Origin of the sequence: Sphingobium fluviale, assembly GCF_004122115.1 — a bacterium.
In the GTDB taxonomy this organism is placed as follows: Bacteria; Pseudomonadota; Alphaproteobacteria; order Sphingomonadales; family Sphingomonadaceae; genus Sphingobium; species Sphingobium fluviale.
This window is the reverse complement of the sequence record NZ_SBKP01000010.1, coordinates 90,117-115,879: the sequence shown is the minus strand read 5'-3', so window position 1 is coordinate 115,879 and position 25,763 is coordinate 90,117. Positions and strand designations below refer to the sequence as shown.

General features: G+C 59.2%; 22 protein-coding genes. 9 read left to right on the top strand and 13 right to left on the bottom strand.

Features of this window, described 5'->3' with window-relative positions:
* Positions 1–102: 102 nt before the first annotated feature.
* Positions 103–972, bottom strand: coding sequence for an ArdC family protein (locus tag EQG66_RS11055; RefSeq protein WP_245988051.1), 870 nt, complete (start codon positions 970–972; stop codon positions 103–105).
* Positions 973–1,290: 318 nt separating this feature from the next.
* Complete coding sequence (locus EQG66_RS11050) at positions 1,291–2,367, bottom strand: helix-turn-helix transcriptional regulator (RefSeq protein ID WP_245988050.1); 1,077 nt, start codon at positions 2,365–2,367, stop codon at positions 1,291–1,293.
* Between the two features lie 257 nt (positions 2,368–2,624).
* On the opposite strand from EQG66_RS11050, the gene EQG66_RS11045 reads away from it, so the two are divergent.
* The 3 genes from EQG66_RS11045 (at position 2,625) to EQG66_RS11035 (ending at position 4,144) form a co-directional block, all read left to right on the top strand.
* Positions 2,625–3,233: a hypothetical protein gene (locus EQG66_RS11045; RefSeq protein WP_129404636.1), complete on the top strand. Its 609-nt coding sequence runs from the start codon at positions 2,625–2,627 to the stop codon at positions 3,231–3,233.
* Positions 3,234–3,247: 14 nt separating this feature from the next.
* Complete coding sequence (locus EQG66_RS11040) at positions 3,248–3,667, top strand: hypothetical protein (RefSeq protein WP_129404635.1); 420 nt, start codon at positions 3,248–3,250, stop codon at positions 3,665–3,667.
* Positions 3,668–3,955: 288 nt separating this feature from the next.
* Positions 3,956–4,144, top strand: a complete 189-nt coding sequence (locus EQG66_RS11035) for a hypothetical protein (RefSeq protein WP_015458414.1) — start codon at positions 3,956–3,958, stop codon at positions 4,142–4,144.
* Positions 4,145–4,215: 71 nt separating this feature from the next.
* Here the strand turns inward: EQG66_RS11035 and EQG66_RS11030 are convergent, their stop codons facing one another.
* The 7 genes from EQG66_RS11030 to EQG66_RS11000 all read right to left on the bottom strand — a co-directional run bounded on the left by EQG66_RS11030 (position 4,216) and on the right by EQG66_RS11000 (position 15,589).
* Positions 4,216–8,733 carry a type I secretion C-terminal target domain-containing protein gene (locus EQG66_RS11030; protein ID WP_129404634.1) on the bottom strand — a complete coding sequence of 1,506 codons (4,518 nt, stop codon included), beginning with the start codon at positions 8,731–8,733 and terminating at the stop codon, positions 4,216–4,218.
* A gap of 2 nt (positions 8,734–8,735) precedes the next feature.
* Positions 8,736–9,416 (bottom strand): hypothetical protein, encoded by a 681-nt coding sequence (locus tag EQG66_RS11025; RefSeq protein ID WP_129404633.1) that lies wholly within the window; start codon positions 9,414–9,416, stop codon positions 8,736–8,738.
* 175 nt (positions 9,417–9,591) lie between these two features.
* Entirely contained in the window at positions 9,592–9,990 is a 399-nt protein-coding gene (locus tag EQG66_RS11020) for a hypothetical protein (RefSeq protein WP_129404632.1), read from the bottom strand.
* A 113-nt stretch (positions 9,991–10,103) separates the two neighbouring features.
* Positions 10,104–11,588, bottom strand: coding sequence for a relaxase/mobilization nuclease domain-containing protein (locus tag EQG66_RS11015; protein ID WP_129404631.1), 1,485 nt, complete (start codon positions 11,586–11,588; stop codon positions 10,104–10,106).
* A 9-nt stretch (positions 11,589–11,597) separates the two neighbouring features.
* Complete coding sequence (locus EQG66_RS11010) at positions 11,598–12,143, bottom strand: plasmid mobilization protein (RefSeq protein ID WP_129404630.1); 546 nt, start codon at positions 12,141–12,143, stop codon at positions 11,598–11,600.
* 579 nt (positions 12,144–12,722) lie between these two features.
* A complete protein-coding gene (locus EQG66_RS11005) occupies positions 12,723–15,104 on the bottom strand; it encodes a type IV secretory system conjugative DNA transfer family protein (RefSeq protein WP_129404629.1) in 2,382 nt (793 codons plus the stop codon).
* Positions 15,104–15,589, bottom strand: coding sequence for a hypothetical protein (locus EQG66_RS11000; protein WP_129404628.1), 486 nt, complete (start codon positions 15,587–15,589; stop codon positions 15,104–15,106). The genes EQG66_RS11005 and EQG66_RS11000 overlap by 1 nt, the downstream gene beginning before the upstream one ends.
* 183 nt (positions 15,590–15,772) lie before the next feature.
* On the opposite strand from EQG66_RS11000, the gene EQG66_RS10995 reads away from it, so the two are divergent.
* The 6 genes from EQG66_RS10995 (at position 15,773) to EQG66_RS15395 (ending at position 23,004) form a co-directional block, all read left to right on the top strand.
* A complete protein-coding gene (locus EQG66_RS10995; protein ID WP_245988048.1) occupies positions 15,773–16,183 on the top strand; it encodes a hypothetical protein in 411 nt (136 codons plus the stop codon).
* A 235-nt stretch (positions 16,184–16,418) separates the two neighbouring features.
* The gene (locus EQG66_RS10990; RefSeq protein ID WP_129404627.1) at positions 16,419–16,742 is read left to right on the top strand and encodes a HigA family addiction module antitoxin; all 324 of its coding nucleotides are present in this window, start codon (positions 16,419–16,421) and stop codon (positions 16,740–16,742) included.
* A gap of 46 nt (positions 16,743–16,788) precedes the next feature.
* Positions 16,789–19,989 carry a helicase-related protein gene (locus EQG66_RS10985; RefSeq protein ID WP_129404626.1) on the top strand — a complete coding sequence of 1,067 codons (3,201 nt, stop codon included), beginning with the start codon at positions 16,789–16,791 and terminating at the stop codon, positions 19,987–19,989.
* Positions 19,986–20,756 (top strand): DUF4391 domain-containing protein, encoded by a 771-nt coding sequence (locus EQG66_RS10980; protein ID WP_129404625.1) that lies wholly within the window; start codon positions 19,986–19,988, stop codon positions 20,754–20,756. Before EQG66_RS10985 ends, EQG66_RS10980 begins: the two co-directional genes overlap by 4 nt.
* Before the next feature lie 23 nt (positions 20,757–20,779).
* Positions 20,780–22,792: a site-specific DNA-methyltransferase gene (locus EQG66_RS10975; RefSeq protein ID WP_129404624.1), complete on the top strand. Its 2,013-nt coding sequence runs from the start codon at positions 20,780–20,782 to the stop codon at positions 22,790–22,792.
* Positions 22,792–23,004, top strand: a complete 213-nt coding sequence (locus EQG66_RS15395; protein WP_181951802.1) for a gamma-glutamylcyclotransferase family protein — start codon at positions 22,792–22,794, stop codon at positions 23,002–23,004. Before EQG66_RS10975 ends, EQG66_RS15395 begins: the two co-directional genes overlap by 1 nt.
* Positions 23,005–23,025: 21 nt before the next feature.
* On the opposite strand, the gene EQG66_RS10965 is transcribed toward EQG66_RS15395, so the two are convergent.
* The 4 genes from EQG66_RS10965 to EQG66_RS10950 form a co-directional block, all read right to left on the bottom strand.
* Positions 23,026–23,352 (bottom strand): hypothetical protein, encoded by a 327-nt coding sequence (locus EQG66_RS10965; RefSeq protein ID WP_129404623.1) that lies wholly within the window; start codon positions 23,350–23,352, stop codon positions 23,026–23,028.
* On the bottom strand, positions 23,349–23,534 hold the full coding sequence (locus tag EQG66_RS10960; RefSeq protein WP_015458418.1) for a hypothetical protein: 186 nt from the start codon (positions 23,532–23,534) through the stop codon (positions 23,349–23,351). The genes EQG66_RS10965 and EQG66_RS10960 overlap by 4 nt, the downstream gene beginning before the upstream one ends.
* Complete coding sequence (locus EQG66_RS10955; RefSeq protein WP_129404622.1) at positions 23,531–23,746, bottom strand: hypothetical protein; 216 nt, start codon at positions 23,744–23,746, stop codon at positions 23,531–23,533. The genes EQG66_RS10960 and EQG66_RS10955 overlap by 4 nt, the downstream gene beginning before the upstream one ends.
* Positions 23,747–24,284: 538 nt before the next feature.
* The gene (locus EQG66_RS10950; RefSeq protein WP_129404621.1) at positions 24,285–25,580 is read right to left on the bottom strand and encodes a tyrosine-type recombinase/integrase; all 1,296 of its coding nucleotides are present in this window, start codon (positions 25,578–25,580) and stop codon (positions 24,285–24,287) included.
* Positions 25,581–25,763 lie beyond the last annotated feature (183 nt).

Sequence of the window (25,763 nt, the reverse complement as noted above, 5' to 3'; positions counted from 1 at the left end):
AAGCGCGATACAAGCGTGCTCGCCTGGCTCGACACGCTTTGAAATAATGTGAAGGAACGTTTGCAGGAAACCCCAGAACTCGGCCAATCTGGCCGCGCTCCTTCACATTATCGACACCTCGCGATTAATGAAGTTATGGCGAGGTGAGCATAAACCGAGCCAGTTGCTGATATAGGCGGCGTGTTCGTCGCGGGGTTCAGGTGACAGGGAAAGGTCGGCGCAAAGGAAGGCCGCGCCAAGCTCCGCGACAAGTTCTTCCATCGCATATCCTTCATCGCCCCAGCGCTTGCGGCCAAAGTCGCGCTCCAAGCGGTTCGCGCCTTTCGTCCAGTGGGTCATTTCATGGGCAAGCGTGGCGTAATAGGCTTCGGCTTCGCGGAAGGCTTCAAAGGGCGGCATTTGCACAAAGTCTTGTGCGGGGCTGAAATAAGCGCGGGTTCCGCCGTGGCGAATGTCCGCACGGGTCGCGGCAAAGAAAGCCTCCGCATGCGCGATGCGCTGCACGGTATCGGCGGGACGTTCGGCCAGCGCATAAAAATGCGCGGGCAAACCGTCCACCTGCTCCACGTTGAACACGGTATAGCCCTTCATAAAAGGAATATCGCGCTCCGATTCCTGTCCGTTCTCGTCGGTTTCGGTCTTGATGATGGTATTGGCGTAAACGACAAGGTTGCCTTTCTCGCCCTTGCGGACGTTCCCGCCAAGTTCCTGCGCCTGTTTGTAGGTCATCCAGATGGGTGCGTTATAACCGCGCTCACAGGCTGCGCCCCACAGCATCAGGACATTGATACCACGGTAGGGCTGGCCGTTTGCGCGCAGCGGGCGGGTAATACGCCCTGCGGCATGTTCGGCGTTCCACGGCTGAAACCACGGGCGGACGCCGTTTTCCAGTGCGGTCACGATTTGAGCGGTTACACGTTCATAAACATCTTGTTTCATTGCCTTTTCTTCCTTGGCTGATGGGTTGCGCATGCAACCGACTAGCCACGCGGCAATGAGCGGGGATTCTGCCGTCCAGACCGGAAAACGGTGGATGGCGCGGGCCGGAGCGCAGCGACTACACGGCCAGCGTTTTCCGCCCCTTGGGGCTTGGTCTTGACGGTGAAGGGGCGGCACGCCCCCAAACGAAAAAGGGCGCAGCCCCTCAACGAAAAGAAAGAAGTTTGCGGACGAAGGCCGCGCACTATCTGCGCGCGGGATTGTTACCGGATGGCCGAGACGCGGCTGCGCGGCGGCTCGGTGCCGCAAGGCATAAAGCCCAATCCGGCTATGCCGGACGCGCCCATATTGTCAGTGATTGGAAACCGTCGAAACGCTACGCGCCAGCAAAGCTGCGGCTTCCGCCTGCCGATGCGTTCCCGTCTTGGCCAGAATCCGCTTGAGATGGCTGCGCACCGTCGCAAGTCCGATGCCCATGTTTGCGGCAATATCCTCAAGAGAGATTCCGCGCCCGAGGGCGGCGGCAACCGCCGCTTCAGTGCGGGTCAGGCCGAAGAGTTCGCGTAACCGCGCGGCGGCAATCGGTGCTTCGGGGTCGCGGATGAATACCAGAACGCAAGGCCGCTGCTCGCCAAAGGCGGAAGCCGATGGGCGCAAAGGGGCAACCTCAAGCGCCAGCGGCATGCGATGCGGGCGCGGAATGGAAAGGGCTGCGCCGGGTTTGGCAATCTTGCCCCGCGCCGTGTCCATCGCCCCGCGCACCAGTGCCAGCAGCTTGTCGTGAAGGGCTAGCGGACGCAGCGCCAGCCGTCCGCGAATAACGGCAAGCTCCGCATTTTCTCGCAGCAGCCGCTCCGCCATGTCGCTTGCGTGGATGATGCGGCCAGCGCCGTCCACCATGAGGACGCCGGTATCCAGACGGTCGAGCGCCTGCAATGTCACCGCATGGCTTTGGGATACTGCCGCGAAGCGCTGCCCGAGACGCAGCGCCCGCTGCAAGTGCGGCAGAACAAGCGCAGCCTGCCGCCGTTCATGGCCTGTATAAGCTCCGGCACCCTGCGGTCTGTGGATGCCGAGAACGCCAATCGCGCCGTCTGCTGCGGAAAACACCGCGCCAATCATGTGATGAATATCAAGATGCCGGAGCCATTCCTGATAAAAGCCGCTGCGCGCCTGTTCCTCGCGCGTCACCAAATCTTCATCCGTGATGATGCGCGACATGCCGTAGGCCACGCTGCGCTCCACCCATAAATCCTTGCGGTGCCAGTCATCCGCCCATGCCTGCTCGCGCGCGGACACCATGAGGTTGTCAGTGCATTCCAGCAGGTTCACGCTGGCATTGTCACCGTGGAGTTTAAGAACGGTGCTGGTCGAGCCGAGCGTTTCCGCGATGCGCGTAGCCGTTCCTGCCCAAAGGCTATCATCCACTGCCGCATCGTATAGATGCGCGATTAATCCCGAGAGACGGGGTTCAAGGATTTCTTCGGACAGCATGGCCGCGTAACGCCCCCCGTATTTATGCGCTGATAACAGTTAACCTTATCCGCACTTCAAATAACCGCACCTGAACAACGCCGCGCGCCAGCATTGTTCGATGCTGCGTGATTTCTCCCCTGTTTAGGGGACGAATGACCGCGCGCGCCACCTTAACCATGACGGAAAGGAATTTCACGCGCGGAGATGTCATGAGCCAAACCCGTTTCATCATAATGCCGCTGATCTTGGCGACGGGGCTTGCCGCCTGCGGCCAGCCCGCCGATACGGCGGAAAATAAGAACGCAGCGACGGCGGAGAATTCCACCGTCACAGAGGACGTAGCTGCACCGGCGACCGGCAACGCGGCGGACGCAACCACAGCAACCAAAGTTGCCACCACAACCTCTGTCTCCGCACCCGAAACACCGGAGACGCCTCCGGCTCGGGTGCAAGCAGCCGTGGTCACGGTGCTCCCGCTCAAGCGCGGCTATTATGTCGCCAGCGACACGCCGTGCGGCCAAGCCTCCAACGCCACCACGACGCTGCTGCGCCGTGAGGGTATCGGCGGCGCGCGGGACTTCTGCGAGTTCAAGAAGATCGAGCAAACGGGGCCGAACACGTTTCGCGTCACGGAAGCCTGCGGGGATTTGCAGGAGAACGCCCCGCCAGAAACCAGCGTCACGACCTATACGCTCAAGGGCGATACGGCGTTTACGTCCAAGAGCGCGAGCGGCTGGGAACACAGCGCCCGCTACTGCACCCAATCGAGCATGCCGCCTGATTGGCGCGCCAATGACATCAGCGACGTGACGCGCTGAACATAGAGACAGATATGGAACTCACCACACTGAGCGGGCCTGTCAGCGGTATCCGCCATTCCACCGAAACGCGCGGCACGGTGGGCCGCAATGGCGGCTCTGTGAAAACCGGGCAGGTCATCGCCTTTCGCGTTGGCGAGCGCTCCGCGCAAATCAAGCTGGCCGATGTGCCGGACATCCGCGATGGCGATGAGGTAACACTGGCCGGACGCGAGAAGAACGGCGTGTTCAAGGCGCTGGCGCTGCGCAACGACAAGACACGCGCTGTCTATACCATCCCGACGACGGTCGGCTATCTGATGGGCGTGACGCTTATCGCGCTCGGCGTGATGACGCTCGTTTTCCTGATCGGCGTCGTGTTCATCGCGGGCGGGCTGTGGACGCTCTACGAGGCGTACAACTACACGCAGGCGGCGAATATGCTCAGGGGATGAAGCCCTTCCATCCGCGCGCGGCAGGCAGGCAGGCAGGCCATCGTGCTCCGGCGGAAACGAGGTTCAGGGCAAGTCAGAAACCGGCGCGGGACAATCTCCCTGCGTGTCTGCACCCATACGTCCTATCCATCATGCACCCTGCCAGCGGCTTTGCCTGCTGGGCGCAAGCCCGTGCGGGCTTCTTCTCTCCGTTGCGGTCCTACGGATGCGCCCGGCAATGCCGCTGGCGTCATCGGGGGGCATGAAAGGCCGTAGTGGTTGCGGCCTCAAGCAATAGGGAGACAGCCCATGCGCCTCATCGTCGCTTCCGAACTCGACAACCTGCCGGAAACCGCTCTGCACTCCAAATTCTACCGCGTGCAGCAGGAACTGGCCTTCACCGAGCCCGCCACCACCGAGCGCGCGAATGCGCTGGCGTCCCTCGAAAACATCAACCGCGCGATCATCACGCGCCGCGTCAAAGGGCCGGGCTTTTAAGCCCCGCCTAAAAGAAAACCGCCAGCGGATGGAACAGCTGGCGGCTTTCTTTTCCCAAAACTGGGTCGTCGCTACGCGGCCAGCAGGTGGCCGTTGGCAACAAGCGTGTCCACATCGGGCAAAGCTGTCACGCCTTGAAGCGTTGCCACATGCACCCAGTCGTGCTCCGCGCCTGCGCCATCAAGATCGACAAACATATTCGACTTCTTGCCGCTGCGGGTAAACTGGACGAAGTCTGCCAGCGCATCCGTTAGAGGGTCATAGGCGGATAGAAGATCGCTGATGTCGATTTTGTCGTTCTGCGCCAAGCTGAAATCCTTGATCGTATCTACGCCGGTGCCGATATGGTTGGCACGAAACACGAAGGTATCCACACCGTTGCCGCCATCCAGCGTATCGCTGCCGCGTCCGCCGACTAGACGGTCGTCTCCGTCACCGCCGCGCAGGATATCATCGCCACTACCGCCACGAAGAATATCATTCCCCGCGCTGCCTTTGAGAATATCGTTCCCTGCGCCGCCGATAAGAAGGTCGTTACCACTACCGCCGCGCAGGATATCGTTACCGATGCCTCCATAGAGACTGTCGTGACCGTTTCCACCGATAAGAATGTCGTCGCCATCATAGCCATAGAGAGTATCAGCGCCGCCTAGACCGCGAAGAATATCGGCTGCCTCAGTGCCCTCTAGAAGGTCCGCGCCGGACGTGCCCGTGATCGTACCTGTCCCTGTGGAAACAGCGGCAAGGATGTACGCTGCATCATGAATTGTGCCGTCCATGAAGGCCACTTCCTCGATGCGCGTCTCGTCGCTCGCAAAGAATCCCGTCACGGTGATTTCGTCCGAGCCAGCGCCGTATCTGATGAATAGATCGTCCCCGTCCTGATAATAGGACACACTCGAAGATTCGACCGACGCAGCGAAACGGATGCGATCCAATGATCCGCCTTCATCAACAATGGTGTCGGAACCGTCACCTAGATTGAACCAGTAGTTGTCGTTGCCCACGCCGCCATAGAGCGTATCATCTCCTGCGCCGCCCACGATCACATCATCGTCCGCATAGCCCCAGATAACATCGTCGCCAGCGAGACCGTAGATGAAATCGCGCCAGGCTGTTCCATGCAGTGTATCGTTGTCCGGCGTGCCGTAAATGCCATCGTCGTCACCGCCGGAGCCGATCGATGTCACGCTGGTAATAAGGCCGTCACGATCCACGGCAAGCGACAGCTTGGTGCCGCTATTCAACTGCACACGAACAACGGCGTCTTCGTCCTCTGCTTCCGGTCTTTCGATACCGAGCAGCATAGAGGTATTATCCGCATAGAGCTCCAAACCTTGAGCGCCATGAGGGCTCGTCCACCACGACGTCACGAGCTGCGAAATGTCGGATACCGTATATGGCAGAATGATAATATCTTTCTGCGCCGCGGTATAATCCACAAAGTTGGTCACGCTGTAGGGGCTCATAACAACGGTGTCCGCACCAAATCCGCCATAAACGGTGTTAACCCCCATACCAGCATCGATAAAGTCTTCTCCGTCACCGCCGTAAACAAGATCGTTGCCATAGCTAGCGATGATGGTGTCATCGCCCCCAAAGCCGTGAAGCGTGTTGTCTTGCCCTTCGTAGCCCGTCAGAACGTTGTTGTCCCAGTTCCCTTTGCCAAAGAAAGACGTGTCATAATCAAAGAGCGATGCCGGTTGTCCAGTCTCGCCCCATTCCCAAGTCGTTCCATCACCGAAGGCGATTTGCAAAGGCACGAACGAACCGTTGTTATAGAGCTTTAGCCCCTCAATCGAAATGGTGCCGTAACCATCAACCGTAATCAATGCGTCTGCATAGGTAACGGGGAAATAGGTGCCAACCAAAGGGTCGCCGTCCTGTTCGCTTTGATTGAAGAACTCGACAGAAACCTGATCTGGCAAGATGCCATTCGCCATAAGGATCAGCAGTGGCGCATTTACAGGGTTCAGGCCGGGTGCAAGCTCGCTACCATACGAAACAATCTGGTCATAACCACCTTGATAGCCAATCGTAATGCGGCCCATCGTCTCGAAACCGCCGGTCTGAATGACGATAGTGTCGTCCTGAATCCCGCCGGTAAATGCACCTGTGCCATAGAAAGAGATAGTGTTACCGACAGCGTTACTGCCTATAACCATTGAGGGCGTTTCTGATATCAGATGTGTATGCACGCCGCTTGCGTCAAACATCTCTGCGGTATTGTACTGCACGCCAAGCGTAAAGAGAATGTTGGCCGCCGAGGTAGAGTAATCCAGCGTACTCGCAGACGATGCGTTGACATCGTATGTATAACGAACATCCGGAATAATATATTTTGCCGCCATATTCAGCACAGGGCCGGGCAGATTACCGTTTACAATGTCATAGTATTGACTGGGAGAAAATCCGAAGAAATCGACGTTCAACAGATGGTCTTTGCCAGTTCCGTTAATGTTCTGCACAACGGAATTGACATCGTCGCGGATGAGGTTTGATGTATCATAAAACACAGTATCGCCGCCAGCGCCGCCGTCAAACCAGCGCTCCACACCCGCCACAGGGGTGCTGAGCCACAAGCCGTCGTCATAATCTGTCAGTGTCAGATGCTCGACCGAGAACAGGTAGTCTTTGACAGTATGCATGGAGCCCATCAGCTTGACCGTGCCGAACCCGGATTCCGCTGCGGCGCTAAAATCCGCTTCCAGCCCGGTAGTGTAGCTGTAGGGGTCATAATTGGGAGCGGGGTAAATCTCCCCCTCCGGCGGAGCAATATAAATGCCGGAGTAGTCCACTGTATCGATACCATGACCGCCGATAACAAAATCTCCGCCGATACGCGCGTAAACAGCATCGTTCCCTGCGCCGCCGACAACGATCTGTGCGCCGCTTGTAGATTCAGACGTCGAATTTTCGATGAACATCTGCGTAGAATTGCCGCCCGATGCCGGGATGACATAGTTAAAAGCATCCCGTGTCGTTGAAATTGTTATTTTCTGAATATGTTCAAACTGATCCAGAATGTATTGCTTCTGAAGGTCGTCAATACGCAGATTTCCGAGCAATAATTGCTTTGAAATAATGTTTGAAGGGGCCTCGTTGTCAAATTGCCATTTCGCAGATGAAAAATCAGCGGTTATGCCCGTGTTTCCCTCCGTCAGGCTCAATATGCCTTGCAGAGCATTATGTTCCGTTGCGTAATCACTTGATTGCAGCACCTTTTCCATGGCCAGCTTCGCCGCAAACTCGACAAAAACCTTGCTGAGCTGTTCCGCATATCTAAGGACGGCTGCGCCTTTCGAGGCCACCCCCATCGCAACGCCAAGATCGCTCGCGTCGTCGTAGAGCGCGCGTATCGCAGTATCGCCATAAGGGCGGGCAGATAAATCATCAGCGCCGTTATCGATGGCTGAGTAGGCAATATAAGTCCGCATCGTCTTGTCGTATCCATGCGGCCCGTTCTCTGCGATGTACCTTCCGCCATCCGCTACGCCAACGCCGATACTTTGGCTGAATTGGTTATCATACATCACCGGCCAAAAATGCGGCGCTGCGATTTTCCAAGCATGTCCGAATGCAGCTTCCTCGGCGGGCGTTATGCCTGCGAACATGCGAATGACAAGTGTGGCCACGTTGTGAGCGTCAAAGGGGTCTATGCCATTATCACCAATCAGGTTGAACCATCCAACATCTGCTGCGAGGGAAAGCTCAACAGGTTTCACGGGGTCTTGATGCGCATTTCCGCCGGGAATAAAGTCCTCTGCGAGGATTTCCCCCGCTATCGTGTAAGCCTTTAGCCCCTCAAATTTCGCATAGAAATCTCCGCCAGACTGCCAGCGCGGATCAAGAGACCGCTGCCCGTTTCCATCAATCAAAACAGGTCCGTTGGTACCGTTAATCAGCTGATAGAAATCTTCGCTGTAAAGCGGGCGCAACAGGTCGGATGGATCATTCGGGCTGCTCGGACTACCATTATAAAAAGACAGGTTTCGGGCGGCCTCAACAAATGCCATATTGTCAAAGACCACGCCTTCCTTGTGGTATATCGCGCCGACAAGTCCCGCCAAGCCGCCACCGGAAGAATGGCCGGTGACGACAATGTTCGCGGCATAAGGGTCAGGATTCTGGGGATTGATAGCTGCTGCAACTGATTTATAGAACTCTATCGCCAGTCGGGCTTGGGTCTGCTCTGCTGCTCCGCTACCGACTAGATAGGCGTTGGCAATGTCACCACCCACCAAAGGATTGTTATTAGCATCGTATGTTGTAAAAAACTGATCAGTACCGCGATAAGAGATAATTGTTTTTATTTGACTGTTTGCATCCGTATACTGATAAGCTATGGCGTAGAATCCCGCCTTTTGATCATCTCCAGATGGAAACGCTTCAGAGGAATTTGCGATAATTGTTAAATGTCCTAGCGTGTTTCCGATAGTATCGGATGGAATAGGTGCACCGTTCTCGTCCACCACAAGATTTCCGTTCTCCTCCCTTAAACGTAAATCAACTCCAGATAAGTATCCCCTGCTGTAGGAGTCCATCGCTAGTATAGCTTGAAAGAGTGGTGAATTAGGTTCAATTGCCATTTTTAAAATCCTCTCTTGAATTCAATAGACTTTAGCCAGAGACCGGTTTTATCCTTAAAGGGACTATCAGGGTCTGATCCTATAGATCCAGGAAGATTTGCCCTCTCTGAGAGCCATGGCAAAAGCCGTTCTACATTACCGAAACTTGCAGGAGTATTTACAGTTTCTACTTCAATCTGTTTAAGAGAAACGCCATATCCAAAATCTCTCTGCAAATTTAGATAACTCGCGCTTGCGACGGTTTTAGGGTCATTCATGTCTTTGAAATAGACAAATCTTGGCGCGCCCCATTTCTTAATAAGTGGGTCTAAATCTTGCATATTTACTTTATTAGATGTTTCAAGCGCCTTGAAAACAATTCTTGCTTCCCATTCGCCTCCAATCAGGACAAACAAAACCCCACGATGCCCAAGATCAACGACAACAGCTTCGCCCTTGGTGATGTTGTAGAAAGTACCGCCTTGATCGGGCAGGATGCTTGGCTCGGTATAGCGGATGGCTTCCCGCACGGCGGAGCCGGTCTTGATGCCCTCTGGCGTCTCGACCGTCACGGTCATCTTGTACCTGATCGTTTCGTTTGAAAATCCGCCCGCACCCGCACAGGACGCCATTGTGAAAATCAAAGCCGAAGCCGCACAGATGGAAACCAAAAATCGCTTGGTAGCAAAACGTATTTGAGACATTCGTATTAAACTCACGTTAAAATTGCACACTCGATCTATTTTCGATTTGTTTTCGAAAATAAAATCAATATTAGTATTAGGCGAGAATCAAATTTTAACGTGATAAAAATTGAGATAACGATGACACGACGGCGCACTTTAGTTCAATAACATTATTTTTTATTTCTATAATACGTTATAGACGTGGCGTCATGTTGAACTTACCGCGCAGTGTTTGGGGCCTTGGCGACGATTGTGATGTAGCTGATTGTGCCACCGGCTTCGGCGGTTTTGGCGGAGCCGGTTTCGGTGCAGGCGGCGGTGATGGCTGCGCCAGAAACTTCGACCTGAACCCTGTACGCGCAAGAAGTGCGCGAAGACCGCGCGCACGGCGGTTTTTCACGCTGCGCTTCTTGGCCGGATTCATGAATCGCGAGAGCACGCGGCGCACCGTCGGCATGAACGTGGGCACAAGCTCGGGCGGGTCTTCAAACCCTTCACTGTCCTTCGCGGTCGCGCTTGCATCTGCCAGTTCCGATGATTGCATCGCGTCCAGATGCAGGAAGCGTGACATGGCTGCGGATATTGCCGCCATATCGGGAAGCCAGCCGAACAGCCCTTCGGCGGCGGCTTCGCCCTGCTGACCTGTGGCAACCTTTTTCTTCTTTTTCTTGCGGCCCGGTTCTGGTTGCAGGAAACGCGAGCCGCTTACTTTGCGGGTCTTGGCGGCGGTTCCGCCGCGCGCCCCTCCTGCCGTTGCCGCTCTGCTTCAAGGCGGTCTTGTTCTACCTGCGCGAGCAGTCGCGCCGCGCGGGCTGAATCTTCCGCATAACGGATACGCTCCCGCGCAAACCCCGCCTGTTGGTCGCGCCGCTGCTGGTCGTGGCGTTCTTTCAGTTCCGCGATGTGTTCGGCTCTGTCCTGCCGGAGCAATGTGCGAAGATCGGCGCGTTCGATGGCCTGCCGCTCTCGCAGGTGTTTCCATGCGGTGTCGCGCTCAAGGCGCTTCTCCGCGCCGCGCCCCGGCTTGAGGCGGTTTTGCAGGGCTTCGATATATCCCTCGATGCCGGATAATTTTCCATCGCGGATGAAGCGCGCGCGCTCGGCCTGCTGCTGGCGTCGCAGGCCGTCTATCTTTTCGCGTGCCTCAAGAACGAGCACATGCCGGAGCTGGCGCAATTCGGCCTGATGCCACTTGGCCAGTTTCTCGGCCTCGGCCTGTTCGCGCGCGACCAAGGGCGCCGCGACGGCGAGGGCGAGTTCCGGCGTGCCGGAATCCTGCTCCTGCGCGTCCGGTATCTCGCCCTGCGCCTCCGGCGCTGGCGCGAGATCTTCGACGGGCGGGCGTTGCATCTCGAAGGCAGGCGGCTCGGCATCCATATGCCGGTGCCGCTGCTGGGTTTTGGCCTCGCTGGCGGTGGGGAGCGTATCGCGGTTCACATCCGCCATGAATGCCCGCGCCTCGGCGGCCTTCATTTTGAGTTCGCGGCTCAGGCTGTAAACGCTGCCTTCCGGCCCGACGAGCACGAAGTCCTTGCTGTCGCCCCGCGCCAGCACATAGCCCGCTTCTTCCACGGCGGCCTTGAAAGCCATGCCGCTGTCGCAGGATGATTTGAGCGCCGCAAGCTGCGCCCGCCGCTCTTGGGTGGAAAGGCCGCTGCGTTCGGCCTGCTGATGCTCCGCATGGCTGACCTCCGCGCGCGGGAACTCCGGCTGCTTGGCGCGGTCGCGCTTCGCGTGCTTCCCCGGCACATGCTCATGGCCGAACTCGCGTTCCAGTTTCAGGCTGGCGCGCTCATGGGCGAGATAGTTGTTGCTATCCGAGCGCATGGTCATGGTTTCGAGGTCGGTGCGCGCCCAGACGATATGGATGTGCTGGCGGCCTTTCTTCTCGTGCAGGACGACGGCGCGGGGCTGGCCGTCCAGCCCGAGTTCCTGTTCCAGCACTTCCACAGCCCGCGCCCATTGCTGGGGCGTCATCTCATAGCGGGCGTCGGGGTCGATGTTGACGTGATAAAGGCCCTTCTTGCCGCGCGTGCCCTCCGAGAGCGTCTGCCAGTCGCGGAAGGTTGCGGCCAGGTCATCGAGGCCGGAGTGCAGTTCCAGCATCTCCATGCGTTCGTTGGTGTCGGTGCGCTGAAGGTGGGCGGCAAGCTGGCGGGGTCCGGCGCGTGAGCCTCCTTTGATAATCATGCCGCCGCCTCACGGTTTGGGCGGCGGGATGAACTTGGACAATCCCGCAGGCGGGATGGCCTCCGGCGCTGCCGGTGCCGGTGCCGGTGTCGGTGCCGGGATTGGAGCCGGTGCGGATGCCGAGGCCAGCGGCGATGTCGCCGCTGGCGCGCTATCCGGCTCCTTGCCGAGCGCATCATAGATGAGGCTGCGGATGTACGCGAAGTCGGCCAGCGCCTCGCGCAGGTCCGGCAGGACGGTTTCCGGCTCGCCGCCTGTATGCAGGTAGCGGGCAATCTGGTTCAGATTGCTGCCGGTCTTGCCAAGGTGGCCGAGGATTTGACGCAGCGCAGCACTGTCGGCAGGGGTGCGCCGCTGCGCGCGGGGACCGGCTTCGCCGATGAGCACCGCACGGGCGAAGGCGGCGGCGGCCATGCCCGCCCTGTCGGCGCGGGCGAGAAACGCCGACTTTTCGTCGGGCGTGACGCGGGCATAGATAGTGGCGGTGCGTTGCCGCCGCTCCGACTTGCGCCGCCCGGAAGGGCTGTGCTCTGAGCCGCTATCGCTCAAGCGCATCTCCTTTCTGCCGGATGTATCCGGCTGCGGGGTCGAGGGGGTATCCCCCTCCGTCAGGGTGCAGGGGCATGAAAGCCGCCTGTGCGTCGTCCAGAGCGCGCAAGCTCTGGCCGTGGGTGCCGGGACGCGGAAGTCTCCGGCGAGTGGTCGAGGGGGGCGATAACCCCTTGTCTGGTTCCAAGGACGACGTGCCTTGGTCGATGGGTTCCAAGGGAGCGCGATAGCTCCTTTGGTGGGGTCCGGGGGCAAAGCCCGGGTCATGGGTCGCAGGGAGCACGAAGGCTCCCCGCACGGGTGCAGGGGTGTGAAACCCCTTGCTCGGGAGGGATGCAACGGGAGGGCGAAGCGCCTTCCTTGCCAAGCCAGCACCATCAGGTGCGGGGTGTGGACGGTCAGTCCGCACATGGCTTGCACCGTCTCCTAAGCCATAACTTAGGATAGCACGGGACGTGCTGGGGTGTGGGGTAGCGAGCGCTTGCGGCAAGGGCGGGTATCGCCGTCTGCATACAATCGTATGTGAATCGCTCAGCGCGGGATGAGCCGCAGGATAGCACGAAGGCGGAGGATGTGGCGATGCTTTCATCCCGCGCGGCCCTCGTCGCCGCCGCCTGTGGCGAGCACGTCGCGGGCTTCGTTGAGCATCTGCGCAAAACGGGCCGAGCCGCCCGTGTCGGGATGCACCTTCTGCATAAGCCGCTTCCATGCGGCGCGGACTTCGGCGGCGGTTGCGCCTTCCGCAAGGCCGAGAAGGTCGAGCGCTTCCGCGCGCGTCATTTTGCCGTTGGGTTTTGCGGCGCGCTGACGCGCGCCGCCGGACTGGCGGCCCTGTTGGCCGCCGTCCTTGTTGCCACGCATAAAATACGGGTTGTCGTCGTAGACTAAGGGCGGCTCCCAATAGAGATGCGGGTAGACGCCGGCGAGCGAGGCGAAGGCATCAGGAAGCCGCCAGTAATCGACCGGACGCACATAATGCGGACGGTCTGCGGGGTTCAGGACGATGGCCACGTCCCGCCCGAGTGACAGCACCTCGTCGGGCATGAGCAGCGGGCGGCCTGTTTCCCCATAGTTGAGGTTTTCGCTATGCCCGCCGCCGCCGGGGCCAAAGTTCTGGCCCTCGCCATGCCCGACCGTCTGCACGGTCACTTTGCCCAAGGTTTCGGAGAGGTAGTTCGCGCTCTCAAGGTCGTTGACGTTGCAAAACCACTTGTAAGCGCAGTTCGAGAGGATGGTGCCCGCCGCCGCGCCGTAGAGGTCTTTGAGCTGGTCAAGGCCCTGCACGATGAGGGTGAAGTCGATGCCGTAGCCCGACATGGTGGCGATATCGCGGGGTAAATCCTCGATGCGGCCAAGGGCTGGAAACTCGTCCATCAATATCATGCAGCGGTGCGGCGGACGCCCGCCCAAGGGATACCGCTTGAACGTATGCATGGCCGCCGTGGTCATGAGCCGCAGCCATGTACGCTGGGTGTCGATGCGGTCGGGCGGTATCACCAGATAGACCGTCACCGCCTCACGGATGAGGTCGGCCATGTCGAAGGATGATTGGGCGGTCGCGGCCTTCACCTGCGGGTCGGAGAGGAACTTGGTCGCCTCCGAGAGATTGGACATGATGCCCGAATAAGTTTCTTGGGCAAGATCGAGATACGGGCTGACCATCTCCCGTATCGCCCCGCCGAAGGCGCTGCTGGCCGCCATCGGCACCAGAAACCTCTCCGTGAAATCCCTCCGGCTGAGGCTCACAATCTCCCGCGCGCGGGCGAGCGTCTTTTGCTCGCCCGGCTGGTCGGTGATCCACAGGAGCACGGCGGTCAGCACATTCGCGGCGCTGCCCTGCCAATAGCGGTCTTTGTCGCCGGGGGTCGTTGGACAGACCGCCGCAGCAAGCGCCTGCGCGACGGCGACGGCGTTAGGGTCGTCGCGCACCAGCACGTCCAGCGGATTGAAGGTCGCGGGGGCAAGGCCGCGTTCTTTGAACGTCTCCGCCAATTCGCCCCACGGGTTGATGACGTGCACGGCGCTGTTGAGCGCACTGCGCCGGATGCGCGCCGTGATGGCGGCGTTCTCGCCCTTGGGGTCGATGACGATGGCCGAGCCGCCATAGCGCAAAAGCGTCGGCACGATGACACGGGTGCCCTTGCCCGTGCGGGTGCGCGCGACAATCAGCGTATGGTGTTCCGGCGTCGAGAGCACGGGCGCGCCCGTCTGCTGCTCGATGGGGATGGCAGAAAGCTCCGGCGCGCTGCTTTTGCCGAAAAACACGCCCCGATGGCCGTCGTAGGGGTCGGCAAGGCGGTCGCGTACCTCCGCATAGCGGGCGCTGCCGTAGTTGTCGGACAGGGCGGGTTTTGGCTTCGGTTTACGCCGCTTGTCCTTCACCAGCCAAATCAGCCCGACGACGCCCACGAGCATGGCCAGCGGGCCGAACAGGCTGGAAAACAGACTGCCGAGAAAGCCGATGCTGTCTCGGAACAGGCCCACGGCCATGTCCTTGCCAATCCCTGCAAGCTCGGTGACGTAGTTCCAAGGGGTCGGTTCTTTGGGCGGGTCGTATTGCGCCCGCAGCGCCGCCATGCGCGCGCGGGCGATGCTGTCGGCGGCGCTGCTCAGCATGAGGTCTTGGCCCGTGCCGATGCCCTGCCATTTGCGGCGCAGGGCGGTTTCTGCCCCTTGCAGTTCGCTAGTGCGGCTACGCCATGCCGCCGCGTCAATCTCGCCTGCCTTGCGGCGATACGCGCCCTCCGCAAGCTCCACGCGGATATCGGCCAGCAACGCCGCATCGCGGTCAAAGACGCGCTGCTGCGCGGGCAGGAGCACCAGACCGCGCGGCTCGCCGCCCTGCCGGAATATCGGATTATCCTTCTGCCAGCTTGGCGCGGCTTCTTGCGCGGCGGCGGACAAAGGCAACGCGGCAAGCGCCAGCGATACGGCGACGGCCCGCAAGGGCTTCGTCGCCGCGCGCATCAGAACGACCCTCCGTCAGCGGGCGGCGTCCCGTCCGCTGCATCGCCGGTCGGCACCGCCAGTTCCGGCGCGCCTTCGGCGGCGCAGAGGGCGTTCCACAGTTCCGCATAGTGCGGATGGCTGGTCGGGTTGGTTACGATGGTATGCAGCAGATTTTCGAGGTGATTGCTGACAATCTGCGTCAGCAAGCGCGACGGCGGCGCGGGACTCCGCCCGACTCGGGCCGAATCGAGTTCTTCGATGTGGGCGAGTAGCGCGAGCAATCCCGGTTGCACCTCCACCGTCACGGGCACGGCGTCGCCCGCGTCGTTCATCGCGACGGAAAGCGCGTCTTCCAAGCTGCATACATCCGTATGCGCGGCGAAGAGGGATTTGATATGGGCGAGCTTCGGGTGCGGCGGCGCATCAGGCGTATTACCTGCGCCTTGTTCCCAAGCGCTTAGCGCTTCATCTGCGGTTGGTGCGCTTGGCTTGTCCTCCGGCATGATGCCCCCGTGAGTAAACATACGTCTGTATGTTTGTGCGGAGCGGCAACCCGCCTTGGTAAATCTTTGCCATGTCCTGCATCGTAGACAGGGACATTGCAGATGTACTTGCGCACAAACGTCTTTCCCCTTCACAATCTAAAGAGACAGGGGGCGCGTCAAGCTTACCATACAGAGGCGCGCATGCGCAGATGCCGCTGCGGCATCGCGCAGGTGAAGCGCCCCCGGATTGGGGGAGACGTGAAATGGCTATCCTGCGGCACTGATTTCATCGTGGCGGACGTGATCCGCTGGCGCGAGCCGGTCTGGAAACCCCAGCCGCGCCATTCCAAGAAAAGGCCGGTCATCACCGGCCACCGCGTTATCACGGGCCAAGTCGTCAAGATTGACCGGGGCGGCTGGGTGCATATTGAAGTCACGGCCTGCACGGTCGAGCCTGCGCCGCAATGGCTGCGCCCGCTCTATCCACTCAAACGCGGCGAAGCGATACGTCGCCAACGCGGGAAAATCGGCCAAGGCAAGATAGACCGCATGGCATGGAGCGATGAAACCGCCCGCGCTGCTATTGTCGGTTCGCGCTTCGTGAAGGTGTGAGGCCGTAAAGGCCGCAAGAATAGCAGCCGCGAGGGCGCGGCCCGACGCAAAGGTGCGCGGCATGACTGAGAGCGGAACAACACCGCAGGAGCAAACGCGGCGGTGGATGCGCTGTTGTGCCGGAAGCCGGACACGGCCCACGCGTCGCAGGTTATGTAAAGCGTGTCTTTACAGGAAACGATCCGTCCGATAGGCTGAAAGCCGATTCAAGGGGCAATTCAACCGGATACCGCACATGCCAAATCAGGCCGATGTTCGGCTAAAGGAACCCGCCCATCCGGGCGGCTTCGTGAAGCATGAAGTGTTGAAACCGCACGGCCTGTCCGTGACGGATGCCGCCGAAGTGCTCGGCGTGACGCGGCCTGCGCTATCTGCGCTGCTCAACGAGCGGGCGCACCTGTCGCCGGAAATGGCGCTCCGGATCGAGAAGGCGTTTGGCGTCTCCATGGAGACGCTGATGCGAATGCAGAACAGCTACGACATCGCCCAAACGCGCAAGCGGGCGGGAGACCTTAAAGTCGAGCGATATTCAGGACTGAACACGAAGGGGCGGGCATGACGGAGCTGAGTTTCAACGGCAAAGAGTTTGTTAGAGCGGATCGCTGATGAAACTTCTGCGTAACACCGGAAATGAGCGGGTTATTGATCAGCTGCGAGAATGGCTTCACCCGGATTCGGCGGTTGACCTTATGTCGCCGGAGTTCTCGCTCTACGCATTTGCCGAAACCCACGATCATTTGAAGAAAGCCGGACGCTGCCGCCTTCTCCTCGGTTCAGACGCAGCCCTTGCTGAAACCCTTTACGGCGGATCAGGTGACATTGCCGCGCGCGGCAAACTCCAAGGGCGTTGGCTGGCAAAACAAGCCGGTGAATGGTTGAACAAGCACGCCGAGGTTCGGCACGCGCCGACAGCCCCACCTCAATCCATGATCGTTGTTTCTAGCAACGACGACCGCCACGTCCTGACCGGCACATGCCCGTTCACGACCGAAGGTCTGGGCATCACGCCCGGCGACCAGCTTGGCCTTGTTCAGTTATCCGATATGGACGCGGAAGCCGCGGCCTATGCCGATTGGTTTCAAGCGAGCTGGAATGCACTTAAGCCGACAGGAAGCCAGCTTGCTGCCCGCCTCGACGATGCAGCGAACCATCGCCCGCCTGCGCTCCTCTATTTCAAGGTGCTTTACGAGCTTTTCCGCGACATCGGCGACGAGCTTGACGAGGAGCGGATTATCAAATCCGCCACTGGTATTCGGAACACCACCGTCTGGAACAAACTTTTCAAGTTCCAGCGTGACGGCGTTGTCGGCGCTATCGACAAGCTAGAGCGCATCGGCGGTTGCATCATCGCCGACAGTGTCGGCCTTGGCAAAACCTTCGAGGCCCTTGCCGTCATCAAATACTACGAGTTGCGCAACGACCGCGTCCTTGTCCTTTGCCCCAAGCGTCTGCGCGACAACTGGACGCTCTACAAGGCCAACGACCGGCGAAACATTCTGGCAAGCGACCGCTTCAACTACGATGTGCTCAATCACACCGACCTGTCGCGCGACGGCGGGATGTCCGGGGACATCGACCTCAGCCATGTAAATTGGGGCAACTACGACCTTGTCGTGATCGACGAGTCCCATAACTTCCGCAACAAGGCGACCCATAAAGATCGTGACACCCGATACGACCATTTGATGAAGCGGATCATCAAAGCGGGCGTCAAAACCAAGGTGCTCATGTTGTCGGCTACGCCGGTCAACAATCGCCTTGCCGATCTTAAAAACCAGATTGCCTTTATGACCGAAGGCAACGACCTCGCGCTCATGAGTCACGGAATTCAGAGCATTGAGGCCACCATCCGCAAGGCGCAAACGCAGTTTAACCGTTGGCTGGACTTGCCGGAAACAGACCGCCGCCCGACGCGGCTGATGGACATGCTCGGCTTCGACTATTTCAAGTTGCTCGACCTGCTGACCATCGCCCGTTCCCGCAAGCACGTCCAACGCTATTACGGCACCGAGGAAACGGGCCAGTTCCCGGAACGCCTACGGCCAGTCAACATCAAGGCCGACGTGGACCTTGCCGGAGAGTTCCGACCTATCCGCGAGATCAACAACGAAATCAGGCGGCTCACGCTCGCCGCCTATGCGCCGCTGCGCTACGTCCTGCCGCACAAGCAGTCCGTCTATGACGAGAAATACAGTACCAAGATTAGGGGCGGCGAGAGCTTCTTCCGGCAGGTTGACCGCGAGGAAAGCCTTATCCACCTGCTGCGCGTCAATATCCTTAAGCGCATGGAAAGCTCCGTCGCGTCCTTCGCGCTTACTATCAAGCGCCAGCTTGCCGATGTGAACGCACTATTGGCAAAGATCGACGCCCACAATGAAAGCGTGGACGAGGTTTCCATCGACGATGTCGATATAGACGATCCCGCCTTCGAGGCTCTGTTGATCGGGCGCAAGGTCAAGGTCTTGCTGCATGACGTGGACCGTGTTCGCTGGCGGCAGGATTTAATCGAGGACCGCAACCGGCTCGCCACGTTGCTATCTGCCGCGCAGGCAGTCACGCCGGAACGCGACGCCAAGCTGGCCGCCTTGCGTGAGGTGATCGCCAGCAAGGTCGCCACGCCGATCAATAGCGAGAACCGCAAAATCCTGCTGTTCACGGCCTTCGCGGACACGGCGGACTATCTCTACGCCCAGCTTGCTGCTTGGGCGAAGAACGAGCTTGGCCTCGAAACCGCTGTCGTCAGCGGCACGGGCGCCAACAAGACGACCCTGCGCGGACTGCGTGGTGACATGAGTTCAATCCTCTCCGCTTTCTCGCCTCGCTCGAAAGAGCGACCGGAGGAAATGAGCGCCGAAGGCCAGATCGACCTACTCATTGCCACCGACTGCATTTCAGAAGGCCAAAACCTTCAAGACTGCGATTTCCTCACCAATTACGATATCCACTGGAACCCTGTGCGGATCATCCAGCGGTTCGGGCGTATCGACCGTATTGGCTCGACCAACACCCGCATCCAGTTGGTTAATTTCTGGCCCAACATGGAGCTGGACGAGTATCTCGACCTCGAATCCCGCGTCAGCGGGCGCATGGTGCTGCTCGACGTGTCCGCGACCGGCGAGGAGAATGTCATCGAGTTTCAGGCCGGAAACCAGATGAATGACCTCGAATATCGCCGCGCCCAACTGCAAAAATTGCAGGACGCAGTGATCGACCTTGAGGACTTGTCGAGCGGGGTTTCCATCGCCGACCTCACGCTCAACGATTTCCGCATCGACCTTGCCGGATATATGCGCGAGCACAGGGAGCGGCTGGAAAGCCTGCCGCCTGGCACCTATGCCGTGGTGCCTGCGCCCGACGCATCCGCGCCCGAAAGCGATCTGCCTTCCGGTGCCATTTTCTGCCTGCGGGCTGTCGGCGACGCGGCGGAGAGCGCCGCCGAACCCGGCTACCCGCTGAGTCCCAATTTCGTTGTCCATGTCGGCGACGATGGCGAGGTGCTTCTCCCCTATACACAGGCCAAGCAGGTGCTCGACCGGCTCAAGAAGGCAGCCATCGGGCGCGATCTACCCGATGCCGAAGCCTGCACACGCTTCGACAAAGCCACCCGGCACGGGCGCGATATGGAGGACTATCAGGCGCTTCTTGCACGCGCCGTTGCCTCCATCGCTGGCAAGAGCGAGGAACGCGCCGTCGCCAGCCTCTTCAGTCCCGGCGGTACCCACGCCCTGAAAGGCGAGTTTGCCGGTATCAACGATTTCGAGGTTGTCGCCTTCCTTGTCATCCTGCCGGGAAGCGAGGCCGCATGACGGCGGGCGCAGGTTTTCTTACCATCGTCAATGCGCTGGGGCTTCCATCCGGTGCGCGCGTAGATGCGCGTGTGCCGAAAAAGCTGCTGGTCGAACAAGGCGCGCCGACCGCCGCCGACAAACGCGCCATTCAGGACGGTATCGACGAATTGCAGTGGTTCGCCGCATGCAAGCCCGCCACTATTGGCGTTCCGGCGTTTGCCGACGATACCCGCGAATATCTTGAGATCGCCGTTATTGGCTGTGCTTTCCGTTCCGGTGCCAAGGCTGCACGGCTGATCGAACTGATCCACCGCGCCATTCCCTATCCGGTGTTGCTCGTCACCGCCGACGAGAGCGGCCTTGCCGTATCGGCGGCGCACAAGCGCCATGCACAAAACGAAGCGGGCCGCACGGTGATCGAGAATGTCGTCGCAGCCAGCGGCCTCCACGCCGACGCGGTAGATTCCGTGCAGGTCGCGTTCCTGAAAAGCCTTGCGCTGGTGCAGCAGCCGCGCGCCGACCTGTATACCCTTTATGCGGGATGGATTGCCCGGATCGAAGCCGTCAATGCCGCCCGCCTGACGGGCACGTTCGCCGCGACCGACGATCAGGAAGCGATTGACCGCCGCCGCGCCGCGCTCGACGCACATCTGCGGCTCACCAAAGAAATCGAAGGTCTGCGCGCCAAGGCCAAGCGCGAGAAGCAGCTCGGCCGCCGCGTGGACCTGAACCTCGAAATCCAACAGCGCGAGGCTGACCTCGCTGCCTATGCAAACCAACTGTGACGCCAAGGGGGAATCCATCTCACATGCCTGAAATCAAAAAACTCGTTCTGGATGACCCCGACACCAAGAGCGCCGACATCGTCGCCGGAAACGTCGATGCCCTGAAAGCCCTGCTTCCCGATGCTTTCAAGGAAGGTGGCATTGACTTCGACGTGCTCCGGCAACTGCTGGGCGGAGCCGTGGATGAGAAAGACGAGAAATACGGCCTCAACTGGCACGGCAAGCGCAAGGCGCGACAGATCGCGCTTACGCCTTCCACCGGCACGCTGCTGCCGTGCCCGGATGAAAGCGTCGATTGGGATACGACGCAAAACCTCATGATCGAGGGTGACAACCTTGAGGTGCTGAAACTCTTGCAAAAGAGTTACGCGGGCAAGGTCAAGCTCATCTACATCGACCCACCGTATAATACGGGGAAGGATTTTGTTTATCCCGACGACTTTCACGATAGCATCAAGAATTATCTCAGCCTGACCGGCCAGATTGACGAAGGCGGGCAGAAGGCATCCTCCAACACCGAATCCTCAGGCCGTTTCCATACGGACTGGCTGAATATGATGTATCCTCGCTTGAGGCTCGGAAAGACGATGCTCAAGCGCGACGGGGCTATTTTTGTATCGTGCGACGAAGCGGAACATCCTCGGCTTCGTGTCGCACTCGACGAGATTTTTGGCGAAGAAAACTTCGTTGCCGACTTTGTTTGGGCCGCTGGCAGAAAAAACGACTCTCGGCTTGTCTCAGTCTCCCACGAATACATCGTGTGTTACGCCCGCGATAAGGGTTATCTCACGGAATTGAAGGTCGAATGGCGGCAGCGAAAGAAGGGACTTGAGGACATTTATGCCGAATATGAACGCCTTCGTAAAACACACGGAACCGACTACGCCGCAATGACCGCAGGGCTGAAGGCTTGGTATAAGAACCTGTCAGACAGCCACCCTGCAAAGGCTCATAAGCATTACAATCGAATTGACAAACGCGGTGTATTTTTCCCTGCGGATATTTCTTGGCCGGGCGGCGGTGGCCCAAAATACGAAGTCTTGCACCCGGCAACCAAGAAGCCTGTCACGATTCCCGCAAGAGGATGGATCACACCAGACCCTAAAAAGATGCAGGACTGGATTGCGGATGATCGCGTTGAATTCGGAAAGGATGAAAAAGCCGTCCCAACGCTCAAGAAGCACTTACGCGACGGAGAATACCAGCCGCCCTATAGTGTATTTTATCAGGATGGACGGGCCGCTACCAAACGCCTTCGCACTCTGATGGGCGAGGACGTCTTTGACTTTCCGAAGGATGAAACCGTCCTCCAAGAGCTTATCGAGATGATGACGGGTGACGATGATGTCATCATGGATTTCTTTGCGGGCTCAGGAACGACCGCCCACTCTGTTATGGCGCAGAACGCTTTGGACAATTCCCGCCGCAGGTATGTGCTGGTCCAGCTTCCTGAGCCTCTGGACCCGGAAAACAAGGGCCAAGCAGTGGCAGCGGCATTCTGCAAAGACCTTGGAAAACCACTGAACATCGCTGAGCTGACGAAGGAACGCCTTCGTCGGGCTGCAGCGTCGGTGAAGGTGGGGGCACCCGCATTCGATGGCGACCTTGGCTTTCGCGTCTATAAGCTTGCTCCTTCCAATATCATCGCATGGGAGCCCGAACCGACCGACCTTGAGGGCACGTTACTCGCCAATGCCGAACATCTTGTGCCGGGCCGCACCGAACAGGACGTGCTCTATGAGCTGTTGCTCAAGCTGGGCCTCGACCTCTGCGTTCCCATCGAGAGGAAGGACATTGCCGGAAAGGCCGTCCATTCCATCGGGGGCGGCGCGCTAATCGTTTGCCTCGCCGATGGACTTACCAAGGACAGCTTCGAAGCCGTCGCAAACGGCATCGTCAATTGGTGGAAGGAGCTTGCGCCCGCCGTAGATACCCGCGTCGTGTTTAAGGATTCCGGCTTCGCCGATGACGTGGCTAAGGCCAACATGGCGGCAATCCTCAATCAGAACGGCATCCTCGACGTGAGGAGCCTGTGATGAGCGCGGATAGTTTTCTCTACTTTGCCTACGGCTCCAATATGTTCACCCCTTGGCTTTGCCAACCAACGCGTTGTCCCTCGGCGCGCGCCGTGGGTATTGCCGAGCTTCGCGGGCATGAATTGCGCTGGCACAAGGCACTCGCCGTTGACGAAAATCCTGCCAGCTATATCAGGGCCAGAAATATTGAAGACCTGATGGAGCATTGCTGATGCCCGCCACCAGCATCACCCTCAAAAGAGGGTGAGCTGGCGCGCGGCGGCCTCGTGCCGCCGCCAGTCTGGCGAGGCCGCTTCCTCGTCCAGCCATGTACGCACAAGGGCCACCGGCCCGCCCATGGCGGCGACGGCATTTGCCGTCGTGAAGTGCGAGCGGTAGCCGGTTTCCGTGATGGGAAGCGGCGCGCGCTCTGGCGCGATGGCCTCGATTTCGAGGTGGGCCGTGTCGAGGCCGTAGTCGTCGGAAAGGCTGAGCCAGCGCGGTTCGTAGCTGATGGAAATGGTCACGCCGTTCCAGACGGTTTCGTGATGCTCCATATAGCGTTTGCAGAGGCGGCTCATGCTGCACCTCCCTCTGCGATGGGAAGTTGGGCGGCTTCGTCCTGAGCCGCACCGACGATGTAGAGTACCTCTTGGAGGTCGCGGCGTGCGTCGCCGGTGATGCTATCGTAGTTGTCGAGCATAAAGCTGACGTGGTCAAAGATGCTGTTAAGCCCGCTGGAGAGGCGCTGGCTGCGGGTCATGCTGCACCGCCTTCCGCCGCTTCGTCGGCTTTCGGGGGGAGCAGAACAATGCGACCGTCCAGCGGATAGAGGTCGAGTTGCAGGGTATGGCCGTCGCCGTTCTGGTGGGGCCAAGCGGCCCCGATGCGCGTCCAGAAGGATTTGCCGCCTTTGGCTTCTCTGACGTGCCACGCAATCAGCGCGGGCACTTTGGTTTCGGATTTTTTCGTCATGTTTTTTCTCCTTGGTTTGCGTTTCCCTTTCGGGCGTGCCCACGGAGAGCCAGGCGCGATGGCGCGGCGTCACACAGGAAAATTGGGGGGACCGGACGCCTGCGGACGGGGGAGCCGAGGCTTCCTGTTGACGCCATGAGCGCCCGCGCATGGCAGGGGGCATGACGCTGCCCGATGGGAATGCAAACAAGACAAGGGGAATTCAGGACGGAGCCGAGAACAATGCCAACGCCTGCAAAGCGTAAGTGGCAGTTCTAGAGGTCAGCGGCATATCCTGAGATATAGCGATTTGGGGGTAAGGGTGGCCTGCATGAAGGCAGGCCCCGCTATCCATTGCCTCTGGTTCGCCAGCGGCTGAGGCAACGGCTTCGCGGAAAGACGCGATCACAGGGGCGCTTGAAGCTCGGCGCGCCTTTTTCCCGTGCCCGCTTGGCCGGACTCCACGACCGGGGAGCGCCAGCGGCGCGTCGTGACCTCCGGCAGAAACGCATAGCTCTGTTGCATCGGCCATCGAACTCGATGGCTGGTGCGATGCGCGCTAGCGTTTGGGGCGGTTCGGCTTGTCCGTCTGCTTGGCTTTGATGGACTGCACCTCTTTGGCCTTGGCTTCCAGCTCGTCGATTTCGGCGTTCATTTCGGCATGCATCGCATCCCACCCGCCGATGCCCATAAGCACGCGGTCGGCATGTTTGATGGTGTTCACATGCCCATAGTGCTGTTCGATCATCTTAACGGAGGTGCCCATTTGCTGGGCGAGGATATAGACATCGACACCGGCGGAGAGCCGGAGCGTGGCGTAGGTATGGCGGAAGCAATAGGTCGTGCGGGGAATGCCGCTCGGTCCCTCGCGAAGGTCGGTGTATTTCAATAACTCTTCGACGGTGTCCCGATAGAGCCATTTTGCCGGTTTGCCGTTGATAATCGTAAAGACGTGATCGTCCGGCTTGGTCGCCTTGGAAAGCTCGCGGATGCGGTCGAGGTATTTCCCGACACTGATCGGAGCAATCAGCTTGCGGGTTTTGCCCTTGCCCTGAACGTAGAGGACAAGGATTTCCTGTCCGTCTTTGTCTTTTGCGGTGGTGATGTCCCGCCAGCGTAGGTTCTTCGCTTCTGGCGGGCGCATCCCCGTATTGCACATAATAAGAATGAAATTGTAGCAGACTTGGCGATACCAGACGCCTTGCGGCGTGGTCGCCTCCTTCATCCACTTGCGGCCTTTGGTGTGCAGCTTGCGGTATTCCTCAAGCGTGAACTCGTCGCGGCGGTTCGATTTGAGCTTTGGCATGCCCTCGAAGCGATGATGCGCGGGCACATATCGCTTGCTGATCGCAAAGTTCATGATGGCTGCGAAAATGGTCATTTCGATGCGGATAGTGGAATCGCTGATGACGCTCTTGCGACGGCCTTCGCCGTTTTCGCGCCGCCACAGCGGATATTCTGACCAGCGGTCTTGCGTAACCAGATGAATCTGTGTGCTGCCGACATAGGCCTTGAGAGGGCCGTCGATCTTGCTTCTGATATTTTTGCAGCGGGCTTGGCTGACCTCGCCCGCGTTGGCGCGGCGCTGTTGTGCGTCGGCGTATTCCTCCGCCACCTGCGAGAAGGGGCGGTTGAATACGGGAACATCGTGTTTCACACGAAAACGGATGTCGGCATACTCGTCCATCGCGCGATCCCGCGCCGTCTGCCGGTCCGCCGTCCGCAGCGAGATTGTCTTGTAGCGGTCTTCGTTCTGGATTCTGATCCGGCAGTAATACTGGTCGTGCCCGACGTCACCGCGTCGGAAGATGATAAGGCCGGGCTTGATCTGCTCTTTATCGAGGATGAAACTCATTTCTCCGCTTCCCACTGTGCAGAAACTGTGCAGATTGGCGGCGTAAGTGCTTGATATGCCGTACCTGTGTAGGTTCTGTGTGGGTCATTGTAGCAAAAAATGTTGTTTATTTGTAGTGACTTGTTATAATCCCTTCACCCGCTCCACGGTTTTCCGCCGTTTCTTTGCCTCAGGTCTGGCCTT